This is a genomic window from Lacipirellulaceae bacterium, assembly GCA_040218535.1.
Taxonomy (GTDB): domain Bacteria; phylum Planctomycetota; class Planctomycetia; order Pirellulales; family Lacipirellulaceae; genus Adhaeretor.
The window spans coordinates 1,539,507-1,562,007 of sequence record JAVJRG010000005.1; the positions used below are offsets into that span (position 1 = coordinate 1,539,507).

Here is a 22,501-nt window from a genome sequence, read left to right on the forward strand (position 1 = left end):
CGAAAATGACCGGCCTTGATTCCCTAGCGTTTGCCCAGCAATTCAATCGCCGGCACTTTCTAAGCTTCGGTGGCGCTGCGCTAGGAGCGACTGCTTTTCAAGCGTTGTCGCACAGTAGCTCATCGGCTTCGGAACAGCACACAGGCTTAGCCTCTGTTCCGCCTCCTCGCGCGAAACGGGTGATTTACCTCTTTCAGTCAGGCGCTCCTTCACAGTTCGAAACCTTCGACTACAAACCGAAGCTTCAGGAAATGACCGGCCAGGACCTGCCTGCTTCCATCCGCCAAGGGCAACGGCTCACGACGATGACCTCCGGCCAGGCTTCGTTTCCCGTTGCACCATCGATTTTCAACTTTGCCCAACACGGCCAGAGTGGGGCCTGGGTGAGTGACGTGCTGCCCTACACGGCAGGGGTGGCCGACGATCTGTGTTTCGTGAAATCGCTGAAGACCGACGCCATCAATCACGATCCGGCGATTACCTTTTGTCAGACCGGTTTTCAATTGGCCGGCCGTCCCAGCTTGGGGGCTTGGGTCGCCTACGGCTTGGGAACGATCAACCAGGACCTCCCCTCATTCATTGTCATGGTCTCACGAGGCACCGGACGGCAAGCGGGGCAACCACTCTACGAACGACTTTGGGGATCCGGTTTCCTCCCAGGCAAATACCAGGGCGTCAAACTCCGCCCCGGCAACGACCCGGTTCTGTATCTTGCCAATCCGGCCGGCTGCCCGCCGCAACTTCGACGCGACATGCTTGACGATTTGCAGTCGCTCAACAAGCAAAAGTATGAGGCCGTGGGCGACCCCGAAATCATGACGCGCGTTTCACAATATGAAATGGCTTTTCGAATGCAGACGTCGGTTCCTGAGATGACTGACATCTCCGACGAACCGCAGCATCTTCTTGACATGTACGGCCCCGATGTCCATAAGCCGGGGACCTATGCGCGCAACTGCCTGCTGGCACGTAGGCTGGCAGAACGAGACGTTCGTTTTATCCAACTCTATCACATGGGCTGGGACCAGCATAATGCGTTGCCTGACCACCTGAGCAAACAGTGCAAGGATACCGACCAACCCTCGGCAGCACTGGTCAGCGATCTCAAGCAGCGCGGACTACTCGACGATACGCTGATTATTTGGGGCGGGGAGTTCGGTCGCACGGTCTACTGCCAAGGCGAGTTGACGGCAACTGACTACGGGCGCGATCACCATCCCCGCTGCTTCACCATGTGGCTCGCCGGCGGAGGGATCAAGCCGGGCATGACCTACGGTGCGACAGACGATTTCTCCTACAACATCACGGAGAAGCCCACCGAGGTCTACGACCTCAACGCCACGATCCTGCATCAACTCGGGATCGATCACACGCAGCTGACCTACCGATTCCAGGGTCGCGACTTCCGGCTGACGGATGTCCATGGCAAGGTCATTCACGACATTCTTGCCTAGCCGCTCAGATTAGTTGCTTTGGGGTTGGTTGCTTTGCTGCTCGCGCTCTAAGCGGATTGCTTCATTCCGATAGCGATAGGCCTCCTGCAGTTGCCCCGTCTGCTTTAAAGCAACGGCCAGATTGTTGTGAGCTCGTGCGTGTTTCGGATTGATCGCAATCACACGGCGGAATTGCTTCTCAGCCGCTTCCACTTGGCCATCGGAAAACAGAGCATTGCCGAGGTTGAAGTTCGCTTTCTCATTGTTTGGCTCGATTTCAAGGGCGAGCCGAAAATGCGTGATTGCGTCTTCTGTTTTGCCTTGAGCGGCAAGAGCAGCCGCCAGATTATTGTGGTAGTCGTAATTGTTCTTAGATACGGAGAGAGCACGTCGATAGTGGGAAACGGCTTCGTCAAGCTTCCCTTGCCGGTGTAGGATTAGCCCCAAATTGTAATGCGCTTTGTCATTGGTGGGATTGCGAGCAAGTGCCACACGGTACTGCTCCGCCGGAGTCGCAATGCTTTTTTCCGTCGATTGCTCAGATGAGAGAGTGAGATCTTCCGCTGTTTTTTTCTGATCCCAATTGCCGGCGACGAGCGCAACCAGGCTCACGATGGCAATCCCGAGCAGCCACTTCATCCCCAAGGCTGATCGAGAAGTGTCCGACGCGACACTCTCACCGGCTGCCTCCCGACGTCTTTGCGAACGGGATCCTTTCGATCGGGACTTCTTCTTTGGCATGGGATGCGTGGCAAGGAAATAAGAAAAAAGGCACGGCCAGATAAGTTTGACCGTGCCTCGATTTAAGCAGTTATCGCTACTCACTAGTAGCAGAGACGCTAACGTCTGCGTCTTCCGCCGTTTGCCAATGCAAGTAAGCCGATGGCACCCAGCGCGAACGACGCGGGCTCGGGGATGAGCCTCCCTTCGAAGCGAACTTCCGAGAGCCCATTGATGGTATCACCTCCGGGGATCTGAGAAGACAAAATGGTTAGCTTCACACGCTGCGCGATATTTCCGGAGCCGAGAGCAAATGTCTGTGCGGGCTCGTTGAACGCGATTACTGTCTGGTCCTGAGCGGCGGCAAGTGTCAGAGTGCCAATCGAGACGAACGGATCTACCAAGTTGGGTGAGATGGCGATATCAAGCGATCCAACTTCTCGGTCGGGCTCAGGCAATCCCATGGTACCGCCACTAGGGCCATTGTACTGCCAGATATAGGCATCGCTTAGATCGTAAGTGCCCGCGAGGGTGAACTCAACGGATTCACCGATGGGAGTAGCGCTGAAGGTCTGCCACATCCCGTTTTCGTCGTTGTTGTGAAGTTGGCCGGGAACAGGACCTACCCCATCAAGGCCTGATCCGTTGATAAGATTGACTGCAGCGGCGAATTCGCTTGAAGCGGAAACCGCCGTCGGCGTCACCAGATCCGCCTGTGCTTGCTGAGCAAACAAGGCAACCACGCATGCGCAGCCGACAAGATTTCTCAATCTGCTCATTAGGTACCCTCCAAAGAAAGATTTTAGACAAGTGAAGCAACAACTCAGGAGGACCTTCAGAGGACCTCAATTGGCGTTTCGCGGTCTACGATAATCCCTCAAACACCATCCTTTAGGCTAGTAGAGCCGGTTACGACAGTCAATTAAGTTGCCCCTAAAGTTGTAATACATTGGATCGGTCATCTTTAAGGGGGTCGCCCAACAGCGGTCAGAAAACCCTGTTTTCAGCAGCTAACAACGCACTGAACACCAATGTCAGAAGTACAACGCTTCGTGGTTCGGGAATACTGACTGCCGAAGGTGGAACGAAAGGAGTGGGTATCTGACCGAATTGCTGCTGCCACAAGAGGAAGTCGATGCCGTTGGTTTGGCCGTCCTCCGAGGCATCACCCAGATTACCGGTGCCAAAGTCTTGTCGCCAGCGCTGGAAGTCGTACTCATCAACTAGCGCGTCCGCATTGAAGTCTGCCGACAGCAAATCAGAGGCGAGCTGAGGAATGGTATCGAGGTCTAACCGATAAGCAATCTGGTTGTATTCGTAGTCAGGTGTCGGTGGAGCCGAATCGAAAAAGTTCGTCGAGTAGGTTCCGTGGAAGTGGATAAATCGTCCTCCCTGCTCATCAAGAAAAGGAAGGTGAGCCGGATTATAGAACGAGTAAGAGCCCCCCAGTTCACCCGTCGGATCGCCGTGCGTAGCAATCTTCACGGCCTGCTTCCAAGGCCCTTCGGGAGTTGGAGCTTCCGCGTACCAAACCTCGCCCAAGAAGCTGCCGTTACCCGCGGATTCGTTGCCAACCATGATCCACTTCTTGCGGTGCTCATTCCAGTTTACCGAAGACCGGTGAAGTTTCACGTCTGTGCCCGTCTCAAAGTCGACCAAGCCAAAAGGTGCTTCACTGCGCGACAAGTGGCCGCCCGCAACCATCTCCTCAAAGATCTCTGTTCCCAGCGGATCTGTGTTTTGCTTCCAGCCGTAGACCGGCTTTCCCTGACTATCAAGTTCTAGCGGAGGGTTGTTGGCGTCATAGCGCGAGTTGGCTCGTAGTGGCGTATAGGCCTCCCACTGCGTGATATCGTTGACCGCATTCCAATTGTCTTTGACGCGGATGTTTGGGTAGTTTTCGCCAAAGTAGATGTAATCCTCGCCGCCGGTTGAGTGACGAAAGGAATGTCCTGCAGGAACAATCGGCGGTCCCGTGCCCCATTCCTGCTGTGGAGCAACGCCGTAGTCTTGCGATTTGATAAACCTCCCAGCAGGATCGCTAAACACGGCCAGCCCTTGCTCAAGCAGCACGAATTGCGGGAAGAGTGATTCCACATTAACAAAGTGAGCCAGCAGTTTTTCCTGCCCTTGATTATCTTTCACGGTGAACAACCCATCCACCCACACAGGTTTACCGGTTGACTGATATTGGGGAAACATCGGACGGCTCTGGCCCTGGGCATCCTCGAAGTAGGCGTAATCAATCCCCTGGCTTGAATTGAGCCCACCTTGGCCGGGTAACTGAGAGATGGCCCCCGAAGTGTAGTAATTGCCCCCTATTCCGCCTCCGTCCTCGTAAAGCGTGTCTCCCCAAAACCAGCTTACTTGATTCTTGTAAATGACCGCTTGCACGGAGTCTTGTCCAAGAATGTTTGCGTTGCTCACCGGGTGGCTGATAGGAACGCTCCGGCCCAGGGCTACGCTGTCCCTGTAGATATTCGCACCAGTTGCCCGATAAAGACGTTCGGCCCGATTGTTGCGAGTGAGCTGAACCTGGCTCACGTTTTCAAAAACGGTGTTCAACTGCTGACTTGTGCTGGCGTAGCCGTAGCTGGCGAAATCGAAAACTAAAGATTGGTTCATCATGCCAGCTTCATCGAACGCAACCAAACCGTTGCTATCGGTGATAAATGACTGCCCACCGACAGACACTTGCACCAACGGCACGCCTCTCCCTGTCACCGCATCGAGCACTTCGATGGTGTGGTAATTCTCTTGCTGTGCAAGCGCAGGGCTAGCCAATAGCAAAAGCAGTAGCACGCCACTGCAGATTTTGGATTTACTTGCCGAAGTACAAATCATCTTCATGCTGTTGCTCGGGCGAATAATGGCAATGTTATGCTTGGGCAAGCACCGACGGTCGCTGCTAATTTCGATCAGGGAAGCCCATGCTTTTTTCCAGTCGCTTGAAGCGTGGATCGTCACGTAACGGGTCGAACCAAGGCTCGACTCTGAGGAACACCAATTCCCAAGAGTTCTCATGAAAGGCTCGATCGAGGTACCGGAACGCCTCGTCAGTTTCTCCCAGCCCGACAAGGACGTAGGCGATCTGCACCGGCGGGACGTACCACTTCTCGTCCATCAACTGGAGTTTTGCAAGCACCTCTCTTGCCTTCTCTGTTTCCCCAGCAAGTGCATAAGCGTGTCCAAGCCCGGCTAAGATCTCTGCCAGGCCCCCCGATAGTTCCACCGCCTTTTCATAGGTCGTAAGGGCTTTGTCGTATTGTTTTTCTTGGACGTAAGCCATGCCCAGCCAATCGAGCCCGGGAGCGAAATCGGCCGAATTCTTGAGAGTTGACTCCATGTGGGTGATCTGTTGTTTCCAGTCGTGACCGAAATACAACACGGCGCCCAGACCCGTTTGCATACCAGGCGAAGGGTCGAGCGAGACTGCCCGCCTGGAATACTTGATCGCCTCCTCATGACGATCGCTTGCCGCTAGGAAAAGGGCGTACCAATGATGGGCAGTGGCCAACTTCGGATTGATTTCGGTCGCTGCGTGGAGATGTTGCTCGGCAGCAAGCCAATCCCAGGCGCTCAGTTTCGCAACCCCCATAGCAGTTTGAGCCCGCGCATCACGTTCATCGATGGCGATGGCCGTCTCCGCTGCCGTTAATACTTTTGAGAGCACTTCCTCCCGGGGAACAAAGCCGAAGCACCAAAGCATCGAATAGGCGTCGACGACTCCTACATGGCCTTCCAGAGAATGAGGCTTATTCAAGGTTTCTTTCTCATGCGCATCGGCTAGCTTCAGGATTCCCGCTTTTAGCGCAGCGCCGGGATATTCCAGAGCTGAGTTCTTGCCGCCTTTAGCATGAGGTGCGGGCACGGAAGGCGGATTTGTTTCCGCCGCACGCAAATGACCTTTCCTAGCGAGGGGCCTGTCCACAAAGAGGACAGTACAAATCAATCCTATCCAGCAAGCTACGGCTGCCGATCTCCTTGAAACAACAATCTCCATAATTGCCTTAGAGCATTTGAGGATTCAAGTAACACCAGAGGGAACCCCAGCATCCTGAGGTTCCCTCTGGGTAAGTTCAATCAAGGCAGCTCATTGCTGGTTCATTCGTTGTCGCGATTAGTGATCCGACGGCCGTCCATAGCGCCCAGAGCAGCAAGGATCGCTATGGCAACCGCGTTAGGCTCAGGCACTGCTGCAATGCTGGAAGTTGAGGACGGCGGCCCGCCGTACTCTCCCTGCCACACACTCAAGTCGTCGGGGTTGACGACGTTATTGTTGTCGTAATCCCCTTCCGACTGGGTGGCTGAGAGGGTGCTGTTAAAGGTCGTTTCGACCTCACCAAGCCCCATGCCTGTTAATGCGGTTTTCAGTCCACGCTGCACGATCAAAAAGTCACCACCGTCAGCAGAACCATTCTTGTCTCCATCGGAGGCGTGATCCTGGGTGACGAGTGTGCCTTCAAAGCGAACTTCGGCTAACCCAACATAGTCCTCCGATGGGCCACCGTGTCGGGAGTTTACCAAGAGACGAACGCGACGAATGCCGTTCCCGCTAAGGTTAATCACTTGAGCAAAGTTGTTCGAAAAACCATCATCGGCAAGCAAATTAAAGGTTCCGACCGAAGTAAACGTCCCCCCAGTGCGGTCGGGATTAGTCTGTAATTCGAATTCATCGACCCCCCGGTCAGGAGCAAAGGTCTCGTCGTTCTCGTTCCAGATGTGCATGGCTGTTAGGTCGTAAGCACCGTCGAATTCAAATTCAACGATCTGTTCTTCTTCTGGATTGACAGCGAAAGGATTGGAAGCGCAATCGACGCCTGGATCCCCACCAGCAATGCCTGCATCACCGCACCCCGAAATCCATCCGCGAGGGACGCTGTTAGTGCTTAGCACATGGCTGTCATCTAAGACACCGGCGCCACCAGCAGCGACCAATCCGAAGCCACCAGAGATGCCCACCTCAGCGCCTTGATCGCCATTGACGAGATTCTCAACATTCAATCCAACGCCAAACTGGCTCGTCGCACGGACGTCATTCGGCTTGATGACGTCGGCAGAACTCGTGGCAGCAAGCGTCAACACTAAGCTTGCCGATAGAGCGAAACGGTTCATTTGTGACTCTCCAAAAAGTAAAGCCGCAAGCATGCCGAACTCCGCGGATAACGAAGCGTGAACAAGCACCGACCTGAATGAAAAGATTTGAACAAAAGTCAACTGACGCGCCGTAGCTCGCCAAGCTGCAAAATGCATCTTCGCACGAGTTGAACCTCGTTTCAAGAAATATGCTGCTATGCTAGTAAATTACATGTGAACCAGGGTAAATTGATATGGCTTTTCTGAGCTGTTAAAGTGGCTTTCTGGGGAGGGTAGCCTGCAGTTCCGAAACCAATGGATCGACGTGTGGTTTCGTATAGTTTCGGGATTTTGAGAACTGTTGCAGTTTCCAGGGACAATCTGAGAGTCTGTTCTGACCTTTCGACAAGGCAAGAAGTCTGGCTGAAGATTTCACATTCGCCCATTCTCTCTACTAGACTAACATACTGAAGTAGACACTGGCGGCGGCCTGATCTTGTGCTACCAGTGTCAGCTTGTATTGACCCGTTAACCACACCTCGGTGCGTTTCGTTCGCAGATGTCTCAATCAAGGAAAAAGCGAGGGGCGAAGTCGCGCGAAGAATCGAGTCATGCGGTCAAGAAGCAACGCCACACGCCCGACGCTACGACATCACCATCGTGGCCTAATCTAAGAGGTAAAGCCTTCCTCGGCGTTGCCCTTGCTCTAGTCGTCGGATGCTTTCTCATTTGGTTTTTGCAGGCCGAAGAACCTGAGGGTGAACGGGCTGGGCAACCAGAGAGTTCACCCCAAACAAACAACGGCAAGTCGCAGATAATCGCAGAGATCGCCAGTCTCACGACTTCAGCAGATCAGCAACAGAGCCAACTCACCCGAGCGCGGCTCGACCCGAGCCGCGATGGCTGGGAGACGGAAGTTGTGGCCGAATTGGCGAAGTCCTACTTAAAGAAGATTGCGAAGTTGCCCGTACAAGGATCAGAAGACTCTTCTATCGCTGAGGACATTAGGTTCAACTCGCTACGCCCTGAGGATCTTCTTGAAGCTGACAGCCAAGCTTCAGCTTCAGATCAGATCGTCGTCCTGAGGTCGGCGAAAGATGACGATAAGGAATTGAATTATCAGGGTAGGGCAGCATTCTTGAGATCGCTCGCTGCACTCGCAGACGTTTACTCAAAGCCTGCCAAGAGACACCTTCATATCAAGGTCATTCGTGTCTCTTTAGAGGGCGATTCGGCCTCTACTGTGGCGTACTTTGAGGCAGATGGCCACTCGAATGTTGGGCGAATTCAACAACGAGCCACTTGGCACTGCGACTGGAAACGCCTCTCAGGCAAGAGTTTGCAGCTCACGTCACTGCGGGCTGCCGATTACGAAGAGGTCCTCACGAGTGGTACCTGGATGGTCGACAGTACCGAGGAGGTTTTGGCGAGCAATGTATCCTATCAAAAGCAACTGCGACACGGGCTCAACCATTGGCTAACTCGACTTGAACGCATCAGGGGCATGCATGTGTTCGCACGTAACGGGCTTGCCCTCGGGGATGTCAACGGGGATGGCCTCGACGATGTCTACGTCTGTCAGCCGGGCGGTCTGCCCAATCGGCTTTATATTCATCAAGCGGACGGAACGGCTCTCGATCGGTCCCGCGAAGCGGGTGTGGACTGGCTGGAGCAGACCAGTAGCGCACTGTTTCTCGATCTGGATAACGATGGCGATCAGGACCTAGCCGCAGCAACCGTAGCGGGAGTGCTCCTGATGGAAAACGACGGCACGGGCAAGTTTCAATTGCGCAAGACGCTCGCCACGAACGACACGGATACGCAGTCTTTCTCTGCCGCTGACTATGACAATGACGGCGATCTCGATCTCTACGTGTGCATCGAATTCGCTCGTCAACTGACATTGCAGTATCAATCTGACGAATCCTTCGTTTATCACGATGCTAATGACGGGGCAGCGAACATTCTCTTTCGTAACGACGTCACAGCCGGAGAGTGGCAATTCACTGACGTTACCAAGCAAGTTGGGCTCGACGTCGACAATCGTCGCCATAGCCTTGCTTGCGCTTGGGAAGACTTTGACAACGACGGCGATCAAGACCTCTATGTTGCGAACGACTACGGCAAGAATTGCCTCTACCGCAATACTGAGGGCCAATTTGAGAATATCGCCGCGGCCGCCAACGCCGTCGATTCTGCTTCAGGCATGTCGGTAAGTTGGGGGGACTACAACCGCGATGGATTCATGGATCTGTATGTCGCCAACATGTTCTCCTCGGCGGGGAACCGGATCACAACTCAAGAACAATTTCGCTCCGGTGGCAATCCTAGCTTGCGAAATGTTTACTCCCGCTTCTCAAAGGGGAACACGCTTCTGCAAAACATGGGCGAGGGCACATTCGAAGATGTTGGCGCAACCGCCGGTGTTGAGATGGGGCGTTGGGCTTGGAGCAGCGTTTTTGCTGACCTGAATAACGATGCGTGGGACGATTTGCTGGTCGCCAACGGCTACATTACCACCGAGGACACGGGAGACTTGTGAAGTTTCTTTTGGCGGCAGGTCGTGTCGCATGGTGGGAGTCCTGTGAGCAACGCTTCAGCAACAAGCGCTGCGAGCGATCAGCGTACGTCGATGGGGAGCGTTCTGCACGACATGGTCCGTCGCGGGCGATCGTTTAGCGGACGGGAACGCAACTGTGCTTTCTTGAATCTCGGCGCCGGGAAATTTGCTGACGTCTCGTCGGTTAGCGGGTTTGATTTCCCTGATGATGGACGCGCCGTTGCTCGCTGCGATTGGGATGGGGACGGCGATCTCGATTTCTGGCTAGCCAATCGCAGTGGTCCACAAGTCCGCTTTCTGCAGAATCGCCTCGCCACGGACAACCATTTTTTATCCCTGAAGCTTCGAGGCGAAACCTGTAATCGCGACGCGATCGGCGCGCGGGTGGAAATTCAGTTGGGTGACGAGGTAGCGACGACGCTGATCAAGACGCTCCGCGCGGGCGAAGGTTTCCTCACCCAATCAAGCAAGCAGGTTCACTTCGGGCTGGGTGCCAATCAAGCGAAGGTTAAGGTAACTGTGCACTGGCCAGGTGGCGAACGAGAAGAGTTTGGTGACTTGAATGTCGACCAGCACTACCTGATTGTTGAAGGAACTGGCAAGCCAGAGATCGCCCCAATCCAGAAAGTAGAGATTGCACCATCGAAACCAGAATCGCCAGCAGCGAATGAAACTCGTACGGGGAGTGTTGTCTCGGGGGCACAACTTCCGGTACCTCAGCTTTCTTATGTAACAGTCGACGGCCACGAGAAAACACTGAATGCTAGCGGCGATAAGCGGTACCTCTTAGTCAACTTGTGGGCCAGTTGGTGCCGTCCTTGTTTGGTCGAACTCAAGGAGTTCGAAAGACACGCCGACGAACTTCGTGCTGCCCAAATTGAAGTCGCAGCCCTGTCGGTTGATCAGTTAGATTCAAAAGGTACTTCGTCTGCGAAAGCGGCGAGCAATCTACTCCGCACGCTCAAGCTTCCAGGTGTCTCCGGTTGGGCGACATCCGAGACGGCTGAAACGCTACGCCTTGTGCAAGAGAACCTGTTCGACTTTCATCAGCCGATGTCTCTGCCGACGAACATCCTGATCGATCCGCAAGGGCGGCTCGCAATTCTTTATCGAGGCCCTGTTTCAGTCGAGCAGCTACTTCAAGATGTAGAACGTCTCGAGGGGAGCGAGCCTCATGAGGGGCTGCCGTTCCCAGGTCGTTGGCGGTCACCCCAAACGCAGCTCAGTCCGTTCGACTTGGTTTGGAATCTTGTCGAGAGTGGCCATCTGAATCAAGCGATCACTTATATCAACGACAATTACCCACTGCTGGAAAGCCATTACAATATGCCAAAGTTGCTAACGCTTGTTGGTAATTCCGAGCTTGCGGGCGGGAAAGCAAATGAGGCGGTGCGCTACTATCGTTCCGCTTTGAAGCTGGATCGCAGTTACTCCGACGCTCAAAACAACCTCGCCTGGATTCTCTCAACGCACCCGGACGACAGCCTACGCAACGGCGAGGAGGCCCTACGCTATGCTGAAGCTGCGCTTCGACAGGGAAGAGGGAACCTGATTTCAATGCTTGATACCTTAGCTGCGGCATTAGCAGAGAACGGCATGTTCGACCAGGCAGTCCGCGCAGCAAGCAAGGCTGTAGAAATGGCCGAGAAAGAGAGATTGCAGGTTCAGGCGAATCAAATCCGTTCGCGGCTGAAAATGTACAAGAAGAGTCAGCCTTATCGCTCGGAATAGTAGGATTGCAACCCACGAACGCTTCCAGTCGGTCAAAAACGTAGAAGCTCATGAAACACGCGAGCCTCCTCCGCCGTGATTTTTTTCGTCGCATGGGCCTCGGAGCCTGTTCGCTCAGCCCCGCTTGCGGACTGTTAGCAAGCAGGGTATTCGGGGCCGACCAGGCGAAAAGCGAACTCGTTGAATCGGTGCGGGACCTCGGCCCACAGTTCCTAGACAACCCGCTAAACATCACGGGGCAAGATGGGGCAACCTCTTGTGAATTGCCTTCGGGAGACAGCCTGTGGCTTTTTGGTGATACCATCGAGGGCCCCTTTAAAAGCATCCGCGGTCATGACCTGACCGATGTGCTTTCCAACACGGCCTCGATTATTCCAAAGCAAGATTTCTCAGAGGGCATCAAGAAGTTTCGCTACCTGACCGCAGACGGCGATTCGAGAGCCCGCCAAGTTATCGCGTTCGACAAAACGGAAGATCGCGCTAAGCACCGCCTTTGGCCGATCCATAGCACCTGCGTTGGAGATTCGATCTATGCGTTTTATCACAAGATTACGATGGATGCCGAGCGTGATGTTTTTGAGACTTTCGAGCTCAATGGAATGGGAATCGCTCGGGCGAATGTTGGCGAGTTTTGCTTTGAACGGCTACAAGCTCCCGATGGGACGAAAGAGTTTTGGAAAGGCGACCAGCCTGGGTTTGGCGTGTTTCTCGAACAACTTCCAGATGGATACTTGTATCTGTGGGGCTGTTTTTGGACCGGGATGTTCCTGGTGAGGACGCGTCCCAATTCGCTTGAGAACCTCGACAGTTATGAATACTTGATTGAGGCCCCCACGCTCGCTCAACCGAATCGGAAGGCACGTTGGTCCCCAAAGTTCGAGAACGCCGCTGTCCTCTTCGATAATGTTCCCAATGAGCTTTCCGTATCGTACAACCCTTACCTCAAACAGCATGTCGCAATTCACGTATTGGGGCGTGACAATCGATTGGCTATCCGCACTGCACCGCAAATTGTTGGCCCCTGGAGTAAGCCCGAGGTGTTTCACATAGCTCCTCGCCAAAGCGACGCGGACCTTTTTACAGCCGCCAAGGAGCACCCCGAAATGCGCACTTCAGGCGGGAGAACCCTGTACGTCACCTACGTCAACTCAGCGAATTACATCCCCACACTGCTTGAAGTCACCTTGAAATAAGCGTTATCTTCTCGATTTGACCGGTCTAATCGATGTTCAGATTTCGCTCTATTTTCTTACGGCGGCTCGGTAGGTGTGATAGAATCCGCTATAGAGAAGCACTTTTCCTTAATCAAACGGTTATTCGACTTCCCTCAACGCAAACGCAGGTGGAATCTCCTCGCGGAGTCGAAATGATGTGTTTAATTCAAACTGATCATTCCTATTAGCCATGCATTCGCAGCTCTGGGAGTTAGGTAATGTCCTCCGTCCACGTATCAGGTAAGCGGGCGTTTACGCTTGTTGAACTACTCGTTGTGATTGCCATCATCGGCGTGCTTGTTGGGCTCCTTCTCCCGGCCGTCCAAGCAGCCCGCGAGGCTGCCCGTCGTGCGCAGTGTCTGAATCATTTGAAACAGATGGGCCTCGGGGCAGCAAACCACGAGTCGACACACCAGATTTTACCCGGATCAGGGTGGGCTCCTTGGACCACTGGCGATCCTGACAGGGGAGTAGGGCGGGGGCAGCCGGGTAGCTGGGTATATCAACTGCTGCCATTCGTAGAGCAGCAAGCTGTCTACGAACTTCCCTCTGATGGAGACCCCGACAACATCACTGTGCAACAACGCGAGGGTGCTGCGCGTCTTCAGCAGACTCCCCTTGCAACCTTTAATTGCCCATCGCGTCGGGCTTCGGTGAATTACCCTTGGGATACAAATCTTTCCGCCTTTTTCCGGGTTCGGAATTCAAATCATGTTGAGGAAAAAGCACACAGCGACTACGCTGCGAACGCGGGCGACGCATTTCCTGACGAAGGTGCCGGTGGTGGACTGAGTTTCTTCTTCCAGGAATCAGAATGTGGTTTTCCTGCGAATCAATTCACACTTGTGCTTCCTCCTCGACCATCGGGAGGTAACTACGATATCGAAGATACCTTTTGTTGGCCTTCGCTCGATACGCAAACAGGTGTTTGCTTTCTCGGAGCTGAAATAGGAATCAAGAACATTACCGATGGTACTTCGAATACGATCCTCTACGGTGAAAAGTACGTTGAGGCTGACCAGTATGAAACAGGCTCCGACGGGGGGGATAATCAGTGTATGTACAACGGCTGGGACTGGGACGTGAATCGATGGGGAGGTGGATCTCGAATCGATCCTTCGGTCAATCCAACCTTGATCGGCGAGGCAAAGCCTGACCGTGCCAATGATGAAAACTTCTATAGCTGGGGAAGCGCTCATGCGGGGGTCTTCAACGTGACCTATTGCGATGGTTCGGTTTCCTCCTTAAGTTTCGATATCGACCGTGCGATCCTAGCGAACCTTTGTAATCGCTACGATGGGCAGGTCAGCGGCAGAGAAAATTGAGGTTATTCTGTTTCTAAGAAGTCCTCAGTTAAGCAGATAGCAGCCGAAACGACTTACGCTTCCTAATTCCATTGAGTAACTTGCTTTGCCCCTAAGAAATGCCGCAATAGTTTGCCTTTCTCTCTTGTTGCTAGCTGGCTGCGGTGGTGATCTAAGTCCATTGGAATTACCCGATCTTGACCCAGCAGACGCAGCTCAGCAAGCGGTTGAACTCTACGATAAGGATGACAATCAATCGCTTTCGAAGGAGGAATTGGCTAGCTGCCCAGGCTTGTTAATGAGCTTGAAAGCTTATGATCTTGATAGTGACGAGTCGATCTCCGAAGAAGAGATTAAGAGCAGGCTTAAAAAGTTAGTAGAGAAGGCTGCCGCACTTTCAAGGGTCACCGTCACGCTTAAGCTCAACAAGAAGCCGCTTCCCGGCGCGACCATTCGCTTTGTTCCAGAGCCGTATCTCGGGGAAGCGATCAAGAGCGCTACTGGAAAGACACTCAAGCGCGGTGTTGCTTCAATGGCCGTAGCTGACGAAGAATTGCCGGATTCGCAAAAAGGAATCCGTGGGATTCATCCCGGCACCTACCGCGTTGAGATTACTCATCCTGAAGTAGAGATCCCCGCTAAGTACAACACCAATACCACGCTCGGCTATGAAACGACGCCAGGGAACCCCTACGCTTCATTCGATCTGAAAAGCAAGTAGCGTTCTCCTCTCTGATCGACGGGGCGTGCACGCCCCTCCAAATCATCTTGGACGAATCCAAATCCATCGATTGCATCGTTTGCGGTTCCTGCACCGTCGATATCCTGGTTCGTCCGTTTCAACTGGACCAACCAGTCATCGGCGGTCGACTTTACGAGGTCGACCCGCTGCGGGTGGAAACAGGCGGCATTGTCAGTAACTCGGGGGCGACCTTCGCGCGACTTGGTCTGAAGACAGAAGCTTTCACGCTCATCGGGGACGACGAATTCGGCACGATCATACGTGATCGCTTTCAGACTTTTGGGGTCGGCACACAAGGACTTTCTGTTCACTGTCGTGAAGCAACCAGCGCATCAGTGGTGATGGTCGATCCCTCAGGAGAGCGATCCTTCGCACATTGTGTTGGTGCGCCTCGGGAACTTGACCTCGCATGGTTCGAGAGTCACATGAGTTTTTTCAAGCAGAGCCGGGCGGTGATGCTCGGCTACTTCTCCCTCATGCCTAAGCTGGAACCGGACCTTCCGCAGGTCCTTGGGATGCTCCGTCAAGCGGGCTGCCTGACGATCCTGGAATCTGCCGGCAGTGGCGGAAGTCTCGATGATCTTGCTCCTTCGCTGGCGGAAGTCGATATTTACTTGCCGAGCGAGGAGGAAGCTCGTCACCAAACCGGAACAGATCAACCCGGTGAAATGATCGAATTGTTTCGAGCACGTGGAGCCCGGGGCACCGTAGGCATCAAATGCGGAACCCAAGGGTCCGTGATCAGCCCGGTTCCCGGCGAGGTACTAACGATCGACTGCATTGAGGCACCGGGCGCTGTCGTTGACACCACCGGTGCGGGAGATGCTTTTCTTGCTGGTTACGTGGCGGGTATTCTGAAAGAACTGAGCCCCAGCCATGCCGGCCGTCTCGCTGCGGCAGCGGGAGCCTGTTGTGTTACCGGCCTAGGAGCCTCCGCCGGACTGCGCGACTACCAGGAGACAGCGCAGCTTGCGGGGCTGTGAGCAATTCCTCATCTTTTTGCTAGTGAAGTGCGATACACTTCAGCGTTGTTCTGACGAAACGAAGAGCTTACAGCTATGCAAAAGTCACTCGATGCAAAACTCCGCAAACTGCAAGCTGATTCGAGTTGCAACGAGTTCATTCTTGCCGATGCCAAGGATGCTGACATGGCGTTTGGCTTGGCAGCCACCGGCAGCTGCGCCACATCACAGCGTCCTCGCACGTTGGACGAATACCGTGATCAAATCCGTGCGGTCGTGAAGCAAGGGCTCATCGACATTTCGCTGATGAGCGCCAGTACCGCCGAGGTGCTCTCCGCCGAGGAAGGCCTCTTTGCCGACAGCACCGTGACTCCCGCGATTCGCATGAACGATTCAACGGACATTTGGCTGGCTGCGGGAACCGGTAACTACGCTGAGCAACCTTCACTACCGCATCGCAGTGCGAGTATCGAACACGTCTTGGGTCTTTCGGATCAGGGCAGCACGCCCTTGGCGACGTTGGGACTTTACTCCATCACTATGAACAACAATGCATCGGCGGATCGGGCGACTCTCGAGGCGTTCGCTCAGTTCCGTCGCGAAGCAGTGTCCCTGGGACTTCGTTACTTCCTCGAAGTTTTCCCACCTAACGCTCCCGGTCCAAGAGCCCCTGCAGACGAGGGTGCATTCGTTCGCGATACCGTCATCCGTGTTCTTGCCGGCCTCACTCGTGCTGAGCGTCCGCAGTTTTTGAAGATTCCTTATCTCGGGCCGGAGCTTACTGAGCAGTTGGCATCTTACGACAGCAGCGTAATCCTCGGCATCATGGGCGGAGCCTCAGGCACCACACACGACGCCTTTGCGCTGTTGGCGAGCGCCAAACAGCACGGAGTCCGGGCCGCCCTCTTCGGCAGACGGATTAACAATGCGGAAGACCAGTGCGCGTTCGTCCAACACTTACGCGGCATTGCCGATGGTGAGCTCAAGCCGCAGGAGGCCGTCCGAAGCTACCACGCGGAGCTGGAACGTTGTGCGATCACGCCCCACCGGTCGCTTAACGAAGACCTCGAGCTCACTCCAAGCAGCTTCTCCTAATACCACCAATACGACGACCTCGAGGTTATGAGACGCTACTTTTGCCAGCGGAAAACATCTCGAAAACACGGGGATAAAGACAAGTTAGCGTCAGATCAACCGATTGCAAACCATCTTATCTAATCGCATTATTTCTCGGGGAATCGCGGTACTCAGAATGAGTTGTCAATTGAAAACCTGTACGGTACAGGAATGGCATCTCTTGCTTCCCGAGGAGGTGCGGCCTGTCGTGATAAAGGTCGCTTGGCGATTGACCGGCGCATCGGCCTGTTGCCATGGGTCAGTAGTAGTGGTAGGGAGGGGGCGAGACGTTGTTAGCTGCGAAACGACTTCAGGGGGAACGGTGAACACTACTTGTCGGTCCCGCGGAAGGACCCGACCGGGGCCATCGTTGGTAAACGTAAAGCTAGATTTTCAGAGCGCGTTTCTGGCCGAATAACGCCATCACGGGGAAGTGGCGTCGAATCGAAACCCGGAAGGACCCGGAACGGCTCGCTTGGGCTAGGGTGGGTCCTCTACAACGAAAGCACGGCAGAAACCTACCGGCGAAAGAACCAGCGGGCTCGAATCCCTTCCCTCCCGCGATGCCACTACGAAGCGCCACAGTCGAACGGCTCGGCAGCGTGAGTTTCAGCAAACTCATAGGCTTGCCGCAAGGCTTCGTATTCGCTCTCGGCCCGCTTCTCGATGATGAGCCCATCCCGCTCCAAGGTACACGCCCAGCCGGTACGGGCTCGCTGGACGATCACGGAAAAGCCTTGTTGCTCAATTAGCTCTTGGTAGTTCATGCGGGCGAGCATACCGTCCCGCCAACCGCCCTGCTGGAGAATCACCATCTTGTAGCCGCTGCAAAAAACCCTCATCAACGCCAGCCACACGAAAACGGTGCGCTAGGGAGTAACAATCCTCGACACTTCTAAGTGCTAGGTCGCTCTCAATTCTCTCCACAGGACCCTAGCGAATCTCAGGGATACCCCCTTATCAAAACTCGCGGAAAAGTGTGCGCGGCTTGGGCTATGGTCTGCGAGCAAAGCACGATCAGAATTTAACCCGCCCCCACCCCCTCGACTTTTGACATTGCCGCGCACCACTGGGGGTAACGGCTTGCAAACCGTTGCCACTTCAAACGGGACCACCCCCCCGGGCCAAAACATTCATTTTTTGCCAAAAAATGCACGCGATTACAGAAACGGCTAGCGTTGCGTTGCACTCTGGAAACCGACCACCCCGGGGGGAAGGGAGGTCCCCCAACCAGAATTTTGATATGTAGGGGACGTTTGATTGCAAAAGCCCCGAACGTAGGCAATCCGCGGGAAGGGACCCGACCGCGGGGATTGGGTCCTTCCGGGTGCACCCCGCAGGGGCTAAGTCGGTAGCAATCGGGGCGTTTTCTTACACGCCTCGAAAAACTCGACTTGTACTACCAATACCAAACGCCTTCACTTAGTCGCCCCCGATGCCGTCATAGAGCAAGAGCAGCTCCACGTCGTCAATCTCTTGGGCGGGTGTCTGCGGGCTCAGCCGGGCCGCGTACCACCCATCGAGTACCCCGCGGGCATAGAACAACAGCCGCTTGCCGTCGCGTTTAACGTGGTGGTCTGAGGCGAGCCATCGGACTTCGCGGTCGAAGTAATTGACCGTCACGTCCAGCACGTCCGCCATCGCTTGCTTGGTCAGCCAGGTATCGGGCCGGGTGGGTTTGCTGGGGTTGGCCATGTTCCGACTACTCGCTTTGCTCTTACTACCACCGGGAAAATAATTGCCGTGTACAAAAAAGTCTCTCGATCGCTACTGGCGTAGCCCCCGGGGAGGGCCTCGGGAAGAACCTAGAGCATGGGGGGGAACATATTTCTATGTCGCGATACTTCCGCAAGGGCTAGGTAGTTACCATCACGAAGTAGTACCTACGCCCTTGGCCCGTTGTTCCGCCTCGGCATGGGCTCGGGGAGTAAAGTAGTTCGCCTTGTCCGCCGTCGTGATTCGCTTATCCCCGAGGCGAGCGAGTAGCCGCTGGCAGCGCTCTCGCTTTGCGTTGCTGTCGAGGAGGTCCTTTTGATCGTTGGGGGCTTGGTACCTCATGTTGTCGCTCTCTTTTTAGGTGTCGGGTATTGTCGCTTTTAGAAGTTCACTAGGCGGTAACGGTAACGGAAGGTCGCTCTAGCCCGTGTTTGTGGGGCTTTTGTTACCGTTACCGGTATGGCCGTTGCAGTGGTGGTGATGCTCAGCCGTGCGATGGTTTGCGATGGTCGGTTTGTTGTCGTCGAGGAGGAAGCAGCGCTTCGGTCGGCCCGCGGTCGATTCCACTTGCCATGTTCCTAGTCCCCGCCCCGCGAGCTTCTCCAGGGCGGCCTCGGCTTCTCCCGGCTTGCGGTACTGCCGTGAGGCATGAGCCAGGTCCCGCGGTGTCATCGCTCCGCCGCGACGTTCGATCAACTCGACCAATTCCCGCTCGGCACGCTCCTCGGGCGAATCGTTGAACATGCCATAGACTCGCTTGGCCTCATTGCCAAACCAGTCAGTTAGCTCGATGGCCGCCTCGATGGAAAGCTGGTCGATCGCATGCCCGGCAGCCGCATCACCGGTGGCCCATGTGCAAAGTTGAAAGACGAGAGCGAGCCGGGCCGTGTACGCTTCGAGCTTGCTCCAGGCAGCGGCCAGATCGTCGTCGAGGTCGGCCAGCTCCGCACGGTGGCGATTGAAGTATTCCACCCACACGGCTTTTGCCTCGGGCGTGAGGTCCAGGGGGAAGGGCTCGGGTTCTGGTACTTCCCCTTCGTATTCATCATCGAGGCTTGCAGCCCCAGCCGGTTCCAACTCACAAAGCCGGTCAAACACTTCGGCCATGCGTTGCTCGACTTCGGGCGAGACGGTTTCGTCGGTCCACACCACCGGTCGAGGTCGGGGCATCGCCAGTAGCAGCCGTGCACAGAGCCCGTCCTGCATGTGTTCACGTCCGATGGCCGTTCGCAACACGCCCGGTTGCACGCCGCCCACCAGGGAGACGGCGGCCCGCGGTACATGCATCATGCGGATCGGTCCGCTTTTCCGATCCACGGTTAAAGCACCCGCACTCCACACGGCCAGCCAGTGGCCGAGGTCGCTCCCCTTGCCGCCCTTGTACTCCGCGATGCCGTGCAACCACCCGGCCAGTTCATCGCGGGCGACAAGCAAACCGTCAAACTGCCCAGCTAGCAAAGCGGTCAGCGCCTCGATCGTGCAATCGCTGGTGAGGTAACGATTGCAGATCGGCGGCTCGGGCTTCCACGGGGGGAGGTCGTCGCTCTTGCTCCGCTTCCAGGTGGCATAGTCGCGTTCGTATTGGGCCAGATCACGCTCATGGTCCTGCAAGGCTTGCTTATGCTTGGCGATGGAATCCGCTTGCTTGGTTTCGAGGAACTTCAGCGCGGAGTTGAGGGAGGGCGTCTTGTGGGTTCCGCTCTTGCCGACGATGGCCGCCCAGAGAATCGACGGTTCGGTCCACGTCCGTTTGAGGCGAATCACCCGACTGTTGCCGATCGCGCGGGCGAGTGAACACAACAGCGGAAGGGCCACGAACGAAGCATCGCAACCGATGGCAGCCGCCGCTGCCTTCACGTAATCGGCTACCACCGCGGGCAACGTGTTCACCGGGAAGGGCTCATACGCTGGTAACGGTAACGAAACCTCCTCGGGCTCGGGCGAGCTTGTGTTACCGTTGCCGTCGAGGTGTGCCACCAGTTCACTTTTCAGTGGGCTCAGTTTTTCCAGCCAGTGGCGTTTCGACTTGGGGGCTTCGATCTGCAATTGCCCGCCCGAGGCTTGTAGCTTCACGCCGTCGGCCTCGGCTTGCTCGATCAACTCTATAACGTCCATGCGATGATGTCCTCCTCATGCTGGTCGTCCGTGTTGAGCGAGTCGAGAAGTTGATCTAAGTCACGCATGGTCCGCTCGGCGCGGTTGGCCGCATCAATCGTCAAGGGCCGTAGCGGTCGCACTACCGCCGTCGCCCGTCGTTTGCCCGGCCAGTACAGTTCTCGATACCGCCGGGGCAAGGTCGCTTCCAGGTAATCCTCGGCTATCACTTCGGCAGCGTGAGCATGAGCCACCGGTAACCGCTCGATCCGCACGTCGAGATTCTTTTCAGCGAAAATTTCGAGATACCCGTCGCCATCGGTAACGACCAAAACTGGTTGACGCGGCGGGAGATCATTCTTGTTACAATCCATCGTGTAACCTCCGAAATTTGCCCGCGTCGATGGTCGCCAAACACTTCGGCGCGGGCTATTAAACTTGTCAGTTCGTAGCCGCTTCCAACTCACGCTCAGCCGCGGCAATGGCCGCTTCGCGTTGGCGATTCGTGCGGGGCTTGGGCAGGGATCCCCCGTCAGCCGCCGCCGTGGTGGCTTCGATGAATCGGCGGACCGCTTCGATGCTGGTCTTGCGTCGTCCGCCCACTTTTACGGTGGGCAGTTTCACGCCGCTCACGCCGCGCAGTCGCCAGCGATGAAGGGTCGAAGGATGGGGCCGGTCGCCAGTGGCTTTCTCGACCGCCGCCCCGAGGGGGAGGAGGGTTTCATCGGGGAGGATGACAACCGTGAAAGATTCGAGTCGCATCGCAATTTGCTCCAAGGGTTCGCGTTGGTTTGATGAACAACGCAATCAATTGAAGCAAATAAACGTGACACTATCGCATGGTTTTTTTGACAGGCTTGACGGCCTATGAGAGAAGGTCGAAACGCCAGAGTGTGACAGTGTGATAGTTAGGGGGTGTCAGGATTTTGACACATAGCGTGACTTTATCTTTGCGACGTTGGCAGCGGATAAGTGAGTGCGTTCGACGACGACTTGGTTATCGAAACCCTTACGGAAAAGGCTTATCGCATGTTTGGTTGTTGGTGCCAGTCTTCTAGAGTCCGGTAAGCGATCAGCGGAAGTAAGCCAGAAACTAGGAACGCGCCCTAAGGCTCGCTGTGTTTCCTTCACTACGCTAAGTGCCAGGAAATTGAGTTGCTCCCATTCTTTCTCTCGCTTTTCAAAATCGTAGAAGCTCTCTGCCAGAGCTAGAATAATGCTGCGAGCATTTTCCGCGAAAGTTGCCTCATCTAGTGGGAATTCAGTAGAGCTAGATTTCCAGTCATAATCCTCATCTATGTCATCGAACATGTATCTTGGAGGTACACGCCATTCTGGATCGTTCAACTGTTCGCTAACGACTCCAATCCAAGCGTCCGCCGCGAAAATGGCAGCTCCTACGTAAGTATCGTATGGGCCTCGCCAGCCAGCAAATGCACGTGACTTGATCGTTACAGGAGCTGGGCTTGCCATACCAAACTTGTTTGCGATCAGTTGGTCGTCCGCCGCCTTGCTTAATTCATAGCGGTGCAGCCAGAGCTTCTCGAAATCCTCTCGCATCTCGAGCGCATTATCACGCATAACATCAAGTTCAAATTCTGATGTTCTAGCTAGGTCGAATCGATAGCCGTCGTTGCAAATATCGACAAGGCATATATCGAGATGCTCAACTAGGCTAGCGATTAGCTCAACGATGCGATAAGCCGACAGCCCCACACTCTCAATTGAGGATTTTTGCTGAACCTTGTCTGATGTCTTCCCCATCGCACTACCTTCACAAAACGCCGGGCCGACCGACCGCTGGCTTTGGCGTAGTGCGGACCAAAACAAGCG

General features: G+C 55.1%; 20 protein-coding genes. 8 read left to right on the top strand and 12 right to left on the bottom strand.

What is annotated here, in order from left to right; translation table 11 throughout:
- The first annotated feature begins 5 nt into the window (after positions 1 to 5).
- The gene (locus tag RIB44_06400; protein MEQ8616207.1) at positions 6 to 1,454 is read left to right on the top strand and encodes a DUF1501 domain-containing protein; all 1,449 of its coding nucleotides are present in this window, start codon (positions 6 to 8) and stop codon (positions 1,452 to 1,454) included.
- Between the two features lie 9 nt (positions 1,455 to 1,463).
- Here the strand turns inward: RIB44_06400 and RIB44_06405 are convergent, their stop codons facing one another.
- The 5 genes from RIB44_06405 to RIB44_06425 form a co-directional block, all read right to left on the bottom strand.
- On the bottom strand, positions 1,464 to 2,174 hold the full coding sequence (locus RIB44_06405; GenBank protein MEQ8616208.1) for a tetratricopeptide repeat protein: 711 nt from the start codon (positions 2,172 to 2,174) through the stop codon (positions 1,464 to 1,466).
- Positions 2,175 to 2,272: 98 nt separating this feature from the next.
- Complete coding sequence (locus RIB44_06410; GenBank protein ID MEQ8616209.1) at positions 2,273 to 2,932, bottom strand: hypothetical protein; 660 nt, start codon at positions 2,930 to 2,932, stop codon at positions 2,273 to 2,275.
- A gap of 208 nt (positions 2,933 to 3,140) precedes the next feature.
- Positions 3,141 to 5,003: a hypothetical protein gene (locus RIB44_06415; GenBank protein ID MEQ8616210.1), complete on the bottom strand. Its 1,863-nt coding sequence runs from the start codon at positions 5,001 to 5,003 to the stop codon at positions 3,141 to 3,143.
- 58 nt (positions 5,004 to 5,061) lie between these two features.
- Positions 5,062 to 6,024, bottom strand: a complete 963-nt coding sequence (locus RIB44_06420; protein MEQ8616211.1) for a tetratricopeptide repeat protein — start codon at positions 6,022 to 6,024, stop codon at positions 5,062 to 5,064.
- A gap of 233 nt (positions 6,025 to 6,257) precedes the next feature.
- Entirely contained in the window at positions 6,258 to 7,268 is a 1,011-nt protein-coding gene (locus RIB44_06425) for a hypothetical protein (GenBank protein MEQ8616212.1), read from the bottom strand.
- A gap of 520 nt (positions 7,269 to 7,788) precedes the next feature.
- Between RIB44_06425 and RIB44_06430 the strand changes: the two genes are divergently transcribed.
- The 7 genes from RIB44_06430 (at position 7,789) to RIB44_06460 (ending at position 16,837) form a co-directional block, all read left to right on the top strand.
- On the top strand, positions 7,789 to 9,771 hold the full coding sequence (locus RIB44_06430) for a VCBS repeat-containing protein (protein ID MEQ8616213.1): 1,983 nt from the start codon (positions 7,789 to 7,791) through the stop codon (positions 9,769 to 9,771).
- Positions 9,772 to 9,813: 42 nt separating this feature from the next.
- A complete protein-coding gene (locus RIB44_06435) occupies positions 9,814 to 11,520 on the top strand; it encodes an ASPIC/UnbV domain-containing protein (protein MEQ8616214.1) in 1,707 nt (568 codons plus the stop codon).
- A gap of 50 nt (positions 11,521 to 11,570) precedes the next feature.
- Positions 11,571 to 12,713 carry a DUF4185 domain-containing protein gene (locus tag RIB44_06440; GenBank protein ID MEQ8616215.1) on the top strand — a complete coding sequence of 381 codons (1,143 nt, stop codon included), beginning with the start codon at positions 11,571 to 11,573 and terminating at the stop codon, positions 12,711 to 12,713.
- Positions 12,714 to 12,952: 239 nt separating this feature from the next.
- A complete protein-coding gene (locus tag RIB44_06445) occupies positions 12,953 to 14,059 on the top strand; it encodes a DUF1559 domain-containing protein (GenBank protein MEQ8616216.1) in 1,107 nt (368 codons plus the stop codon).
- Between the two features lie 160 nt (positions 14,060 to 14,219).
- Positions 14,220 to 14,759 carry an EF-hand domain-containing protein gene (locus RIB44_06450; GenBank protein MEQ8616217.1) on the top strand — a complete coding sequence of 180 codons (540 nt, stop codon included), beginning with the start codon at positions 14,220 to 14,222 and terminating at the stop codon, positions 14,757 to 14,759.
- Positions 14,760 to 14,806: 47 nt separating this feature from the next.
- On the top strand, positions 14,807 to 15,763 hold the full coding sequence (locus tag RIB44_06455; protein MEQ8616218.1) for a carbohydrate kinase family protein: 957 nt from the start codon (positions 14,807 to 14,809) through the stop codon (positions 15,761 to 15,763).
- Between the two features lie 75 nt (positions 15,764 to 15,838).
- Positions 15,839 to 16,837, top strand: a complete 999-nt coding sequence (locus tag RIB44_06460) for a hypothetical protein (protein ID MEQ8616219.1) — start codon at positions 15,839 to 15,841, stop codon at positions 16,835 to 16,837.
- A gap of 590 nt (positions 16,838 to 17,427) precedes the next feature.
- Here RIB44_06460 and RIB44_06465 read toward each other — a convergent pair.
- The 7 genes from RIB44_06465 to RIB44_06495 form a co-directional block, all read right to left on the bottom strand.
- Entirely contained in the window at positions 17,428 to 17,700 is a 273-nt protein-coding gene (locus tag RIB44_06465) for a hypothetical protein (GenBank protein MEQ8616220.1), read from the bottom strand.
- Between the two features lie 580 nt (positions 17,701 to 18,280).
- On the bottom strand, positions 18,281 to 18,499 hold the full coding sequence (locus tag RIB44_06470) for a hypothetical protein (GenBank protein ID MEQ8616221.1): 219 nt from the start codon (positions 18,497 to 18,499) through the stop codon (positions 18,281 to 18,283).
- 228 nt (positions 18,500 to 18,727) lie between these two features.
- On the bottom strand, positions 18,728 to 18,916 hold the full coding sequence (locus tag RIB44_06475; GenBank protein MEQ8616222.1) for a hypothetical protein: 189 nt from the start codon (positions 18,914 to 18,916) through the stop codon (positions 18,728 to 18,730).
- Positions 18,917 to 18,994: 78 nt separating this feature from the next.
- Positions 18,995 to 20,689 (bottom strand): DUF3987 domain-containing protein, encoded by a 1,695-nt coding sequence (locus tag RIB44_06480; GenBank protein ID MEQ8616223.1) that lies wholly within the window; start codon positions 20,687 to 20,689, stop codon positions 18,995 to 18,997.
- On the bottom strand, positions 20,677 to 21,042 hold the full coding sequence (locus RIB44_06485) for a hypothetical protein (GenBank protein ID MEQ8616224.1): 366 nt from the start codon (positions 21,040 to 21,042) through the stop codon (positions 20,677 to 20,679). The genes RIB44_06480 and RIB44_06485 overlap by 13 nt, the downstream gene beginning before the upstream one ends.
- 67 nt (positions 21,043 to 21,109) lie before the next feature.
- Positions 21,110 to 21,430: a DUF1580 domain-containing protein gene (locus RIB44_06490; protein ID MEQ8616225.1), complete on the bottom strand. Its 321-nt coding sequence runs from the start codon at positions 21,428 to 21,430 to the stop codon at positions 21,110 to 21,112.
- A gap of 156 nt (positions 21,431 to 21,586) precedes the next feature.
- Positions 21,587 to 22,432, bottom strand: a complete 846-nt coding sequence (locus RIB44_06495; GenBank protein ID MEQ8616226.1) for a hypothetical protein — start codon at positions 22,430 to 22,432, stop codon at positions 21,587 to 21,589.
- Between the last annotated feature and the right edge of the window lie 69 nt (positions 22,433 to 22,501).

Bases quoted from the DNA above. Each gene is read 5' to 3' on its own strand.
- RIB44_06400 (MEQ8616207.1), top strand. From the start codon at position 6: ATGACCGGCCTTGATTCCCTAGCGTTTGCCCAGCAATTCAATCGCCGG.
- RIB44_06405 (MEQ8616208.1), bottom strand. From the start codon at position 2,174: ATGCCAAAGAAGAAGTCCCGATCGAAAGGATCCCGTTCGCAAAGACGT.
- RIB44_06410 (MEQ8616209.1), bottom strand. From the start codon at position 2,932: ATGAGCAGATTGAGAAATCTTGTCGGCTGCGCATGCGTGGTTGCCTTG.
- RIB44_06415 (MEQ8616210.1), bottom strand. From the start codon at position 5,003: ATGAAGATGATTTGTACTTCGGCAAGTAAATCCAAAATCTGCAGTGGC.
- RIB44_06425 (MEQ8616212.1), bottom strand. From the start codon at position 7,268: ATGAACCGTTTCGCTCTATCGGCAAGCTTAGTGTTGACGCTTGCTGCC.
- RIB44_06430 (MEQ8616213.1), top strand. From the start codon at position 7,789: ATGTCTCAATCAAGGAAAAAGCGAGGGGCGAAGTCGCGCGAAGAATCG.
- RIB44_06440 (MEQ8616215.1), top strand. From the start codon at position 11,571: ATGAAACACGCGAGCCTCCTCCGCCGTGATTTTTTTCGTCGCATGGGC.
- RIB44_06445 (MEQ8616216.1), top strand. From the start codon at position 12,953: ATGTCCTCCGTCCACGTATCAGGTAAGCGGGCGTTTACGCTTGTTGAA.
- RIB44_06460 (MEQ8616219.1), top strand. From the start codon at position 15,839: ATGCAAAAGTCACTCGATGCAAAACTCCGCAAACTGCAAGCTGATTCG.
- RIB44_06465 (MEQ8616220.1), bottom strand. From the start codon at position 17,700: ATGAGGGTTTTTTGCAGCGGCTACAAGATGGTGATTCTCCAGCAGGGC.
- RIB44_06470 (MEQ8616221.1), bottom strand. From the start codon at position 18,499: ATGGCGGACGTGCTGGACGTGACGGTCAATTACTTCGACCGCGAAGTC.
- RIB44_06475 (MEQ8616222.1), bottom strand. From the start codon at position 18,916: ATGAGGTACCAAGCCCCCAACGATCAAAAGGACCTCCTCGACAGCAAC.
- RIB44_06480 (MEQ8616223.1), bottom strand. From the start codon at position 20,689: ATGGACGTTATAGAGTTGATCGAGCAAGCCGAGGCCGACGGCGTGAAG.
- RIB44_06485 (MEQ8616224.1), bottom strand. From the start codon at position 21,042: ATGGATTGTAACAAGAATGATCTCCCGCCGCGTCAACCAGTTTTGGTC.
- RIB44_06490 (MEQ8616225.1), bottom strand. From the start codon at position 21,430: ATGCGACTCGAATCTTTCACGGTTGTCATCCTCCCCGATGAAACCCTC.
- RIB44_06495 (MEQ8616226.1), bottom strand. From the start codon at position 22,432: ATGGGGAAGACATCAGACAAGGTTCAGCAAAAATCCTCAATTGAGAGT.